Genomic DNA, 12392 nt, shown 5'->3' with positions numbered 1-12392 from the left:
TTCAAAAATATGGTATAATAGTCTAGTGCAAAAAAATAAAACCCAAACAGTCCGATGCACAAGTACAAGACTGGAGGGGAGGTCGGGAATAGAATGTCTAACGTAATCGTTAAAGAAAATGAATCTTTAGATAGCGCTCTTCGCAGATTTAAAAGAAATTGTGCGAAAGCAGGAATTCAGCAGGAGATTCGTAAAAGAGAACATTACGAGAAGCCAAGTGTAAGACGAAAGAAAAAGTCTGAAGCTGCTCGTAAGAGAAAATCAAAATAATTGAAGATAAAGCATCATCTATCTGGAAACAGGTATATGGTGCTTTTTTTCTGCATATATTAAACCAAATGCCGCCTTTGGAGGGATTTCATGAGGAAAAAACCGAAAGAAGCCATTGCAAAAGGTCTTTCGCTTCCAAGAGATGTGGTATTCGGTGATTTTATCATTACATTGACAGGGAATCAAGAAGTCTTGATTGAAAATTATCGGGGAATTCTTTCTTATGATGATCAGAAAATTTCGATTCAAGGAAATCATGTAGTGCTAAATATCTGCGGCAGTCATCTTGCCATTGACTATTATTCACAGGAAGCTATGAAGGTTCTTGGCAGGATAGAGCGGCTGGAATACATATAGGGGGAGCAAAAGGTGATAAGATTACTGCATTTTCTATTGGGAAGATTGTATTTTGAGATTCATGGCCAAAATGTGGAACGTTTTCTGAATTTGTGTGCAAAAAATAATCTTGTGCTGTGGGACTTAAAACCCTGTGATGGAGGGTATTGTTTTTTTGTCCGGAGAAAATCACGGGATATGCTGATGGCGTTGTCTGAGAAAACGAATTTGGAGCTTCATGCAATCAAAAGATCGGGACTTCCCTTTTTTTTATCGGAATATCGCAGAAGAAAGGCATTCTTTTTTTCTGTAATTCTTGCGGCGATGATGATGTTTGCATTCAGTCAGTTTATGTGGGAAATAACCATTTCCGGAAGCGAGGTTTATTCAGAAAGTGAAATTTTAAAATATGTCACAACAAATTTTTACAAGCCCGGAACACTCAAGCAAAAGATTGACTGTAATCGACTGGAAGAGCACCTGAGAGAAGATTATGATGAAATCGCATGGGTTTCCTGTTCCATACAGGGAACAAGACTTCATATTGAGCTAAAGGAGACTTTGGATCGAAAAACAAAACAAAATCCGAAAAAACCGTGTGATATTGTAGCAAATAAATCAGGAATTATTACAGGATTATCTGTGAAAAGCGGAACGCCGCTTGTGGCAGTTGGAGATAGTGTGAAAAAAGGGACCACTCTGATTTCCGGTTTGATTTATTACTATAGTGATGACTTTCAGGTGACAGAAACGGATAAGATCAAGGCAGACGGCGAGATTACCATGAGGACCAAGGAAACTTATAAAGAGGCGATTCCTGTGGAATACTATGAGAAAAAGACCGTCAAAAAGAAGACAAGAATTAAAAGCTTCTATGCAGGAACTTTAAAACTCAAACTGCCGGGAAAAGAACCAAAAGGTCACGTAGATATTGTTGAAAAAAAATATCCATTAAAGCTGGGAAGTTCTTTCTATCTTCCGGCTGGAGTTTATGTGAGAACCTATCAATCCTATCAGGCGGAGAAAAAAATACAGACAATGAAGCAGGCAAAGAAAATGCTTCGTGAAAAATTTCAACAATATTTAAAAAAGAAAAAGAGGGATGGGGTTCGGGTCGTACATCATGAAATTGAGTATCGGAAACAAGGAAATGAATATATTGCTGAGGGAAACGTTATTCAGGAAGAAAAAGTTGGGAAAATTCGCAACATTCGTTCGCTGACCAAAAAGCAGGAAACCCAGATTGCTCCGACAACGGCGCTTCCGCAATAAAAGAAAGAGGTGTTGAGTTGAAAAACTTTCTTGCAGATGTTAAAATACAAAAGAATACAGATAAAGGAGCTTCAAAGATGAATCCAGTTGAAATTGAGATGAATTTCCCGGCAGAGCATGGTGGAAATGTATTTGGCCAATTTGATGCCTATATGAAAAAGATTGAGAAAACACTGCATGTCAGTTTGATTCTGCGGGGAGACCAGTTAAAATGCATAGGGAATCAAGCAGCAGTGAACCATGCAGTTTCTGTAATCGAGGAATTGTTAGAATTATCCAAGAGAGGGAATGTGATTACGGAACAAAATGTAAATTATGCACTCTCCTTGTCAATGGAAGATCAGCCTGCAAATCTGCTGGAGCTTGATAAAGATGTTATTTGTCATACCGTCCAGGGGAAAGCAGTCAAACCCAAAACTTTGGGGCAGAAACAATATGTGGAGGAAATCCATGATAAAATGATAACGTTCGGAGTCGGGCCTGCCGGAACAGGAAAGACATATCTTGCCATGGCTATGGCAATTACTGCTTTTAAAAGTGATGAAGTAAATCGTATTATTCTGACGCGTCCTGCCATTGAGGCAGGAGAGAAGCTGGGGTTTCTTCCGGGAGATCTGCAGAGCAAAGTTGATCCGTATTTGAGACCACTGTATGATGCACTGTATGAAATTCTCGGGGCAGATGCATTTATGAAGAATATGGAAAAGGGACTCATTGAGGTGGCGCCTCTTGCCTATATGCGCGGTCGGACGCTCGATAATGCTTATATTATTTTGGATGAGGCACAAAATACAACGCCGGCACAGATGAAGATGTTTTTGACGCGGATTGGATTCGGATCAAAAGCAATTATTACCGGAGATTTAACGCAGAAGGATTTGCCGTTTGAGAGCATTTCCGGATTAGAAGAAGCCCTGAAGGTTCTTGGGAAAGTCAAAGAGATCGGAATTTGCGAACTTACAAATAAGGATGTGGTCAGACACCCGTTGGTACAAAAAATTGTTGCGGCGTATGATAAATACGAGGAGACAAAAGCTGTAAGAAAGAATAAGAGTGCGAGAAAAAACAAAAGATAAGGAATGCTATGAATATAATGATTGAAAAGGAATACGAAGGAGAGATTGGAATCTCTTATGAGAGGATTGCAAAGGAAGTCATAGAGACTGCGATTGATTATGTGCAGTGTCCCTATGAGTGCCGGGTCAATCTTCTTTTGGTAGACAATGAGACCATTCATCGAGTCAATCAGGAAACAAGACAGATCGATCGTCCCACCGATGTGCTGTCATTTCCAATGGCAGAGTATCCTCACCCGGCAGATTTTTCGGAAATTGAAAAAGATCCGATGGCATTTGATCCGGAGAGCGGAGAGTTTCTTCTCGGGGATATTATGATCTCCATGGACAAAGTATGGGAGCAGGCGAAGAACTATGGACACAGTGCAGAAAGAGAGTATGCTTTTTTGATTGCCCATAGTATGCTGCATCTTTTTGGATACGACCATATGAAAGAAGATGAACGGAAGGAGATGGAGCAAAAACAGGAAGAAATTCTGATAAGGACCAGATATACAAGAGATGAAAGAGGTTTGGTATGAGCAAAAGCAGGAAAAACTCATTTTTATTGCAGGGGATGATTCTGGCAGGAGCATCCATTTTGTGCAGAATCATTGGACTTTTGTACCGAAGTCCCCTTTTTGGGATTATCGGAAAAGCGGGTGTGGGATATTATAGTGTTGCATATAATATCTACAATATTATTTTGCTCATATCTTCTTTCAGTATTCCTCTTGCGGTATCAAAATCGATTTCAGCCAGACTTGCCAAGAAAGAATATATCAATGCCCAAAGAATTTTTTACGGGGCTTTGATCTATGCTGCGGTTGTGGGAGGAATTGCATCGCTGGTTGCATGGTTTGGTGCGCCGGTTTTTGTCGGAGAACAAAAAGGAGCAGTTCTTGCGCTGCGGTGTATTTCTCCGACTATTTTTTTCTCTGCGGTGTTAGGCGTGCTTCGAGGATATTTTCAGGGGCATAACACAATGGTTCCCACCTCGATTTCTCAGATTATAGAGCAAATCTTAAACGCAATTTTCAGTATTTTGATGGCATATGTTTTGATTCTTCCATTTCTTCCATCGGAAAAAATTACTTATGCTATAGCAAGTCATGGCGCGGCGGGAAGTGCTATCGGAACGGAAGTCGGAGTGATTACTGGTCTGATCTTCTGTTTGATTATTTACAAACTATATCATCCGAAAATAAAAATTCAGATGCGCCACGATAAGACGAAATATTTAGAATCTTATCACAGTATTTTGAAGATTCTTTTGCTGACAATTACGCCGGTGATTTTAAGTACGGCGATTTATAATTGTTGTCCAACCATTGACATGACTTTGTTCAGCTCGATTTTGGTTGATAAGGGGATGAAGTCTTTTCAGGTTTCGGAATTGTACGGTGTTTTTTCCGGACAGTACAACGTACTGATTAATATTCCGCTGGCGATGGCATCGGCATTGACCAATGCTGTGATTCCCAATATTTCCGGCGCATATGCCCTTGGTCAAAAGAAAAAGATGAATGAAAATATCCAGATGGTCATTAAATTTACAATGATGATTGCAATACCCTGTGCCGTTGGTTTGGGTGTGCTGAATGTACCGATCAACGGACTGATTTTCGGAGTTGAAAACGGCGTTGGTCTGGGAGCCGGGCTTTTACGTGCAGGGGCTGTCTCTGTAGTGTTTACTTGTATGTCCACCGTCTCCAATGGTATTTTACAGGGAATGGATAAGATGAAAGTACCGATTTATCATGCTGCAGTTTCTGTTTGCGTGAATGTGGCAATTTTATATGCATCGCTGAAACATACGAATCTGAATGCCTATACATTGGTTTTGGCAACTACTGGATTTTCGATTGCTATGAGTTTTTTGAATGCAATGTCCATTCGCAAGTACAGCGGATATCGTCAGGAATTTTCCCAAACCTTTCTAAAGCCGGCTGCCAGTGCTTTGCTGATGGGAGCTGTGGTTGGATTGATTCAGTTTGTCACATTTAAGGTTCTTCCTTTTGGAAGAATGAGTTTTGTAGTATGTTTAGTTATTGCCATTCCTCTTGGGGCATTGATCTATTTTGCAGGTGTGATCGGACTGAAAATGTTTACAGAAGAAGAACTTCGCAATATTCCAAAAGGAACAATGATTATCAGACTTGCGAAAAAATTAAGGTTATTATAAAGCAGTTCTCAAATGTGATTTGAATGATCTGAAGGACGGCAAAGGAAATTTCTTTTTTGTATAAAATACATTTCTTTGGAAATAATGAAGCCAAAGGAGTGGTTTTTGTATGAATAAAGTAAATAGATTTTTATTAATTTATATTGTGATTATTACAGTTTTGTGCGGGTATATGTATTATGCGGCTTTCTACAGGAAAGATGCAGGAAAAAATGAGCAGATTCATCAAGTGCAATCGACGGTAACAGAAACAACGACAAAGGCTGTAAAAGCGACAACGGAGAAGAAGATCACCTATGGACTGAAAATCAAAGACGGAACGCTTGTGGTGATTAATAATCAGACAAAAGAAGTATTTGAATATACCGATATGAAAAAGGAAGACCTGCCGGAAGACATTTTAAAAATGCTGCAGGACAAAACTATATTTAAAGATCAGGAGGAGGTATATCATTTTCTAGAGTCTTATAGTAGCTAGCATTTGGAAGATGTCGTGCAGCTGGATATTGGGAGGATAAAAATGAGATATGATGCGATAGTGGTTGGCGGCGGAGCTTCCGGAATGATGGCAGCAATCACGGCAGCGGAAAATGGAAAAAAGATTCTTTTGCTGGAACGGATGGATAAATTAGGGAAAAAAATTCTTGCAACCGGAAACGGGAGATGCAATTTATCCAATGAAGTTTTGGATGAAACGTCGTATCGAGGGACACTTCCCCATTTTCCGTATCGGCTGATTGAAAAATTCGGACTTTCGGAACTGATTCAATTTTTTGAAGCTCTCGGGATGTTGGTAACCCAGCAAAATGGATATTATTATCCGGCATCGTTTCAGGCATCGACGGTAGTGGATGTGTTGAGTCAAAAAATACGAAGTCTGCCAGTTGATGTTATAACAGGTTTTGAAGTCGAGAGCGCGCAAAAAAGAAAGGATTGTTTTTATGTTTACGGAAATGGGAAGAGGTATCAGGGAAACCATTTGATTTTGTCAACAGGAGGCTGTGCCCAGGAAAAACTCGGAAGCAATGGAAGCGGCTACCGTCTGGCGAAAGGATTTCATCATAAGATTACAGATATCTTTCCCGCGCTTGTAGCTCTGGAAGCCAGAGAAAATGATTTAAAACAGACGGCAGGGGTCCGTAACGTTTGTGATCTGACGGTATGTGTGAATGGAGAAGTTCTTGTCACGGAACGGGGGGAAGTCCAGTTTACAAAGTATGGGATTTCCGGAATTCCGGTGTTTCAAATCAGCCGCTTTGTGATAGACGAGATTCGTAAAAAGAAAAAAGTAACGATTTTTTTAAATCTCATGCCGGATATGCTGACGCTGGAGGAAACGGCAAGAGACTTTTTAAAAAAGTGCAGATATAAGACAATCGAAGAATTTTTTCAGGGATTTTTAAACAAAAAGCTGGTATTTTGTTTATTGAAACGATTAAAAATAAAGCCGGAACAATCAATCAAAGAGCTGCAGGAAAAAGATTTTCTCAAAATACTTGGGTTGATACAGAGATTTCCGGTGGAAATTAGCGGATACAAGGGATATGATATGGCACAGGTAACTGCCGGCGGAGTGTCAACGAAGGAGATCATTCCTGAAAGCTTAGAATCGAAAATTCTTCCGGGTTTGTATATGACAGGAGAATTGCTGGATGTGGATGGAACCTGCGGCGGATATAATCTCCAGTGGGCTTTTACCTCCGGATATATTGCCGGAAGTCAGATATAGAAAAAGAAATCATAAGATTCATATATAGAAAAAAGAAATCCGGCGTGATATAATGAGCGTTAAAGATAAGATGTTTGTCAAAAATGTTTTGGGAAGGATGAGCGGGATGCCCGCAGATAATAGAAATTTATGATTAGAATCAATCAGTTAAAACTGCCTGTGAATCACAGGGAAGGGCAGTTGGAGAGAAAAATAAAAAAGAATGTAAAAAATGCGTCGATTCGGACATGGAAGATAGCAAAAAGATCAATTGATGCAAGAAAGAAGGAAAATTTATCTTATGTATATGCCATTGATGTGGAGCTTGAGAAGGGACAGGAGGAACAGCTCTTAAAAAAGATAAAAAATCGTAATATTCAGAAAATTACGAAACAAGAGTATCATTTTCCAAAAAACAAAAGGCAATGGCAGCATTCTCCTATTGTCGTCGGTATGGGTCCCGCAGGTCTGTTTGCAGCGCTGATGCTTGCGCGGGCAGGTGTTTGCCCGCTTGTATTAGAGAGGGGAAAGGATGTACTGGAACGGACGAAAGACGTAGAACATTTTTGGAAAACAGGAGAGCTGAATCCGGAATCCAATGTTCAATTTGGAGAGGGAGGCGCGGGAACGTTTTCTGATGGGAAATTAAATACTCTGGTCAAGGATAAGCTTGGAAGGAACCGCTTTGTTTTGGAAACGTTTGTAGAGTTTGGAGCCCCCAGCGAAATTTTGTATGAAAGTAAACCTCATATCGGAACAGATCTCCTGCGGGATGTTGTTTTTCGGATGAGAGAAGAAATCCAAAGGCTGGGAGGAGTCGTGAGATTTGAGACGAAGGTAACGGATGTTGAGATTCGGAATCATGCGGTGTGTGGCGTGATGGTCAACGGGAAAGAGAGGATTCCCTGTGAGACTGTAATTTTAGCGCCGGGGCACAGTGCAAGAGATACTTTTGAGATGCTGCATCGCAGGGAAATTATGATGAATGCCAAAGCGTTTGCAGTCGGACTGCGTGTAGAGCATCCCAGAGAGATGATTGATCGGTCTCAATATGGCAGGGAAGCGGAAATATACCATCTTCCTGCCGCACCCTATAAATTGACCTACCATACAAAAGCAGGTAGAAGCGTTTATTCTTTCTGCATGTGTCCTGGCGGGTTTGTCGTCAATGCTTCTTCGGAGCCGGACAGGCTGACGGTGAATGGAATGAGCAACTATGACCGGGCAGAAAAAAATTCCAATAGTGCGATTATTGTAGGGGTGACACCGGATGATTTTATCCAGGACGGTCCGCTGGCTGGAATTTATTTTCAGCAGTTTTGGGAGGAGAAAGCCTATCAGGAAGGGAGAGGCAAAATTCCGGTACAGCTTCTTTGTGATTTCCGGAAAAATCAAAGATCGAAAAAATATGGAAAAATTGAGCCCAATACAAAAGGAGAAACATCCTTTGGAAATCTCAGGAATTGTCTTCCGTCGGCTGTATGTGACGCAATTTGCGAAGGAATGGAGTTCTTTGAAGGAAAGATTCAGGGATTCAATCGGGAAGATACGATCTTGTGCGGGATCGAGGCAAGGACTTCTTCTCCGGTTCGGATTGAGAGAGATAAGAGTTTCCAGAGCAGTGTCACCGGGATCTATCCCTGTGGAGAGGGCGCCGGGTACGCAGGAGGCATTACTTCTGCGGCAATGGATGGAATCAAGGTGGCAGAGGCTGTCGTCACAGAGCAAAAACTATGAGGAGAAAGAAAATAAAATGCTACATAATCGTGAAAAACTAAAAGATAAAAAGAGAGTCATAATTAAGGTTGGAACTTCATCGTTGATTCATAAATCGACCGGAAATCTTAACTTATTTCGACTGGAAAAGCTGGTAAGGGTACTGACGGATCTTCATAATAGCGGAAAAGAAGTGATTTTAGTATCCTCCGGAGCCATTGGTGTGGGATTTAAATCTCTGGGACTTTCAGGAAGACCCCAGTCGCTGCCATTGAAGCAGGCATGTTCTGCGGTCGGACAAGGGCAGCTTATGATGATTTATCAAAAGCTGTTTGCGGAATATAATCAGGGATCGGCTCAAATTTTGATCACAAAAGAAACAATGTTAAATGATGAACGACGCTTTAATGCAAAGAATACATTTGATCAGCTTTTGGAGTTGGGGGTCATTCCAATCGTAAATGAAAATGATACAGTATCCACAGAGGAGATTGAATTTGGTGATAACGATACATTATCGGCAGTGGTGACGGCGGTGGTCGGCGGAGATCTCTTGATCTTATTGACCGATATCGACGGATTGTATACCGATGATCCTCACAAAAATCCAGGCGCCAAATTAATTTCAGAGGTTGAGGAAATCAATGAAAAGATTGAGGAGATGGGAAAAGGTGCTGTAACAAAGGTAGGTACCGGAGGAATGGCTACGAAAATTGCCGCAGCCAACATTGTAACAGATGCAGGGGCGGATATGGTGATTGTCAATAGTGAGCACCTGGAAAATGTAAACAGAGTAATGAGCGGAGAAGAAATCGGTACTTTGTTTTTAGCCCACAAACGTCCTGATTTTGATTTTAAGCAATATTTAACGGAGCGCCCATATTTTAAGAAAGGTTAAGCAATGAACGAGAAGAAAATAAAAAGAATTAATGAGCTGTATCATTTGCAGAAGTCTGTAGGATTGACGAAGGAGCAGGAAAAAGAACAAAAAAAACTGCGTCAGGAATATATTCAGGCAGTGAGAGCAAATTTGAGAGGACAGCTGAATCATATCAGCATTCAAAATGAAGATGGTTCCATTACACCATTGAAACCAAAAGGACTGAATTAAAAGGAGGTTTTTATGTTAGAACAAATGGGAAAGCAGGCAAAAGAAGCGTCCGTAATTCTCGGCCATGCTCAGATTGAGGAAAAAAATGCGGTTTTGCGGGAAGCGGCAAAATGTTTGATTCAAAATCAGGAATACATATTAACAGAAAATGCCAAGGATGTGGAGAATGCCAAGGATCAGGGGATGACGGAGGCTTTGATTGACCGGCTGTCCTTAAACACGGATCGAATTGAAGGGATGGCAGAAGGTCTTCGACAGGTGGCAGAATTAAATGACCCGATTGGAGCAGTGCAGCACATGAATAAGACGCCCAATGGACTGCTGATTGGAAAGAAAGTGGTTCCGCTGGGCGTTGTGGGAATTATTTACGAATCCCGTCCAAATGTTACGGCAGATGCCTTTGCTCTTTGCTTTAAAACGGGAAATGCTTGTCTTCTTCGAGGTGGAAGCGATGCAATTTATTCTAATATGGCAATCACAAATGTGATCCAAAGCGCACTGGAGTCTCTTCATATGCCAAAATACAGTATCCAATTATTGACAGATACCAGCCGGGAGACTGCTACAAAGATGATGCAGATGAATGAGTATTTGGATGTGCTGATACCGAGAGGAGGAGCCGGGTTAATTCAGAGTGTCGTGAAAAACAGTACGGTTCCGGTCATTGAAACTGGAACAGGAAACTGTCATGTTTATGTGGATGAGTTTGCAGAGAAGGATATGGCAGTCCAGATTATTGTAAATGCGAAAACACAGCGGCTCGGAACATGCAATACTTGTGAATCCGTTGTTCTGCACCAGGGGATTGTAAAAAGTCACGGTCCTGCAATTATAGAAGCTCTTTTGGAGAAGGGAGTTCAGGTTCGCGCAGACCAGGAGGTTTGCGCATTGAATGAAAACGTTATTCCTGCCACAGAAGAGGATTGGGGAACGGAATATCTGGATGCTGTAATTTCTGTGAAGACAGTGAACAGTTTTGATGAAGCGGTTGCTCACATCAATCGGTATAACACCGGGCATTCAGAGGCGATTGTTACCAATTCTTATCAGAATGCACAGGAATTTTTAGATCGGATTGATGCTGCGGCAGTTTACGTCAATGCCTCCACCAGATTTACGGATGGATTTGAGTTTGGATTTGGTGCGGAAATTGGAATCAGCACACAAAAGATCCATGCGAGAGGTCCGATGGGATTGGATGCATTGACAACAACAAAATTCATCATTTACGGAAACGGACAGATCCGCAAATAGGAAATAGATGGGATGCGAAATGTTTTTTACAAAAATTTAAAAAAACATTGAAAAAAAAAGCGGATTATGTTATATTAGGAATGTGTTCAGAGGAGTTTTCATTTTGCGTGGAAACTCTTTTTTTACGCGATGGGAAAAAATGTAAAAGAGAAAGGAAGGCTTAAAATGGCATTGTTTACATTCAGTGGCGGAGTTCATCCGGATGATGGTAAAGAATATGCAAAAGATTCACCGATTTCCGAATATCTGCCAAAAGGAGATGTTGTTTTACCTTTGGGCCAGCACATTGGCGCCCCTGCAAAACCAGTAGTGAGCAAAGGGGATCATGTCCTTGCAGGTCAGAAGGTTGCAGAAGCTGGAGGGTTTGTATCTGCAAATATTTTCAGCTCTGTATCAGGAACTGTAAAAGCGATTGAGCCAAGACTGACTCCTGCGGGAGCAAAAGTCAACTCAATTATCATTGAAAATGATGGAGAATTCAAAGAGGCTGAGTTTCAGTCTGCGCCTTATGAATCCATGACAAAGGATGATGTTTTGGCGGCGATTAAGGAAGCCGGCATTGTCGGATTGGGAGGCGCCGGATTCCCAACTCATGTAAAATTAACACCAAAAGATCCGGATGCGATTGATTATATTATTGTAAACGGAGCCGAGTGTGAGCCTTATATTACCGGTGATTACCGTATTATGATGGAAACACCGGAATTATTGATCGAGGGATTGAAAATCGTGCTTGACTTGTTCCCGAAAGCAAAAGGAATTATCGGTGTTGAAGATAATAAGAAGGATGCGATTGCAAAGGTGGAAAGCCTGGTAAAAAATGAGGAGCGAATTAGTGTGGCATCTCTGAAAACAAAGTATCCACAGGGAGCAGAGCGTTCTTTGATCTATGCCACTACCGGAAGAAGTATTAATTCCAGTATGCTTCCGGCAGATGCAGGATGTATTGTAGATAACGTAGCGACCATTGTGGCAGTTAAAGAGGCTGTAAAGGATGGGAAACCGTTATTTCAGCGTCTTGTGACGGTGACGGGAGATGCGATTAAGAATCCGAGCAATTTCATGGTGCGTACCGGTACCAACGTAAATGAATTGATTGAGGCAGCCGGCGGATTCAAAGAGCAGCCGGAAAAAATTATTTCAGGCGGACCGATGATGGGAATGGCAATGTTTACTACAGATGTTCCGGCAGTTAAAACATTTTCATCATTTTTAGCGCTGACAAAAGATGAAGTTTCCGCAAACGAACCAAGTAATTGTATTCGCTGCGGAAGATGCGTCAGTGTCTGTCCTCAAAAATTAATGCCTGCGAAATTATCTGTATTGGCAGATCATAACCAGTTTGATGAGTTTGAACAGCTTTATGGAGCTGAGTGTGTAGAATGCGGATGCTGTTCTTATATTTGTCCGGCAAAGCGGAATCTTGCGCAGTCTATGAAGACAGGTCGGAAACAGGTATTAGCAAACCGTAGAAAGAAATAAAGG

13 protein-coding genes are annotated in these 12392 nt (G+C 41.3%); all 13 read left to right on the top strand.

The genetic code is table 11. From position 1 onward, the window contains the following. Positions 1-93 precede the first annotated feature (93 nt). Positions 94-270, top strand: a complete 177-nt coding sequence (gene rpsU, locus AC27EF_RS00775; RefSeq protein ID WP_015530429.1) for a 30S ribosomal protein S21 — start codon at positions 94-96, stop codon at positions 268-270. Positions 271-360: 90 nt separating this feature from the next. Then, entirely contained in the window at positions 361-627 is a 267-nt protein-coding gene (locus tag AC27EF_RS00770; RefSeq protein ID WP_487108263.1) for a YabP/YqfC family sporulation protein, read from the top strand. Between the two features lie 12 nt (positions 628-639). Further along, entirely contained in the window at positions 640-1878 is a 1239-nt protein-coding gene (locus AC27EF_RS00765; RefSeq protein ID WP_487108262.1) for a sporulation protein YqfD, read from the top strand. Positions 1879-1955: 77 nt separating this feature from the next. Further along, on the top strand, positions 1956-2954 hold the full coding sequence (locus AC27EF_RS00760) for a PhoH family protein (protein ID WP_487108261.1): 999 nt from the start codon (positions 1956-1958) through the stop codon (positions 2952-2954). Between the two features lie 8 nt (positions 2955-2962). Beyond that, complete coding sequence (gene ybeY / locus AC27EF_RS00755) at positions 2963-3475, top strand: rRNA maturation RNase YbeY (protein ID WP_487108260.1); 513 nt, start codon at positions 2963-2965, stop codon at positions 3473-3475. Further along, complete coding sequence (locus AC27EF_RS00750) at positions 3472-5118, top strand: putative polysaccharide biosynthesis protein (RefSeq protein WP_487108259.1); 1647 nt, start codon at positions 3472-3474, stop codon at positions 5116-5118. The genes ybeY and AC27EF_RS00750 overlap by 4 nt, the downstream gene beginning before the upstream one ends. A gap of 109 nt (positions 5119-5227) precedes the next feature. Beyond that, positions 5228-5596: a hypothetical protein gene (locus tag AC27EF_RS00745; RefSeq protein ID WP_487108258.1), complete on the top strand. Its 369-nt coding sequence runs from the start codon at positions 5228-5230 to the stop codon at positions 5594-5596. A 42-nt stretch (positions 5597-5638) separates the two neighbouring features. Then, positions 5639-6847 carry a BaiN/RdsA family NAD(P)/FAD-dependent oxidoreductase gene (locus AC27EF_RS00740; RefSeq protein WP_487108257.1) on the top strand — a complete coding sequence of 403 codons (1209 nt, stop codon included), beginning with the start codon at positions 5639-5641 and terminating at the stop codon, positions 6845-6847. A 129-nt stretch (positions 6848-6976) separates the two neighbouring features. After that, positions 6977-8563, top strand: coding sequence for an NAD(P)/FAD-dependent oxidoreductase (locus tag AC27EF_RS00735; protein WP_487108256.1), 1587 nt, complete (start codon positions 6977-6979; stop codon positions 8561-8563). Positions 8564-8579: 16 nt separating this feature from the next. Next, complete coding sequence (gene proB, locus AC27EF_RS00730; protein WP_487108255.1) at positions 8580-9440, top strand: glutamate 5-kinase; 861 nt, start codon at positions 8580-8582, stop codon at positions 9438-9440. A gap of 3 nt (positions 9441-9443) precedes the next feature. Beyond that, complete coding sequence (locus AC27EF_RS00725) at positions 9444-9653, top strand: DUF896 domain-containing protein (protein ID WP_487108254.1); 210 nt, start codon at positions 9444-9446, stop codon at positions 9651-9653. A gap of 12 nt (positions 9654-9665) precedes the next feature. Continuing rightward, positions 9666-10907 carry a glutamate-5-semialdehyde dehydrogenase gene (locus AC27EF_RS00720; RefSeq protein WP_487108253.1) on the top strand — a complete coding sequence of 414 codons (1242 nt, stop codon included), beginning with the start codon at positions 9666-9668 and terminating at the stop codon, positions 10905-10907. A gap of 165 nt (positions 10908-11072) precedes the next feature. After that, entirely contained in the window at positions 11073-12389 is a 1317-nt protein-coding gene (gene rsxC, locus AC27EF_RS00715; protein ID WP_487108252.1) for an electron transport complex subunit RsxC, read from the top strand. Positions 12390-12392 lie beyond the last annotated feature (3 nt).

Source organism: Anaerostipes stercorihominis (genome assembly GCF_057535655.1).
The sequence above is the reverse complement of the archived record's forward strand: the minus strand, read 5'-3'. Positions and strand labels throughout refer to the sequence as shown.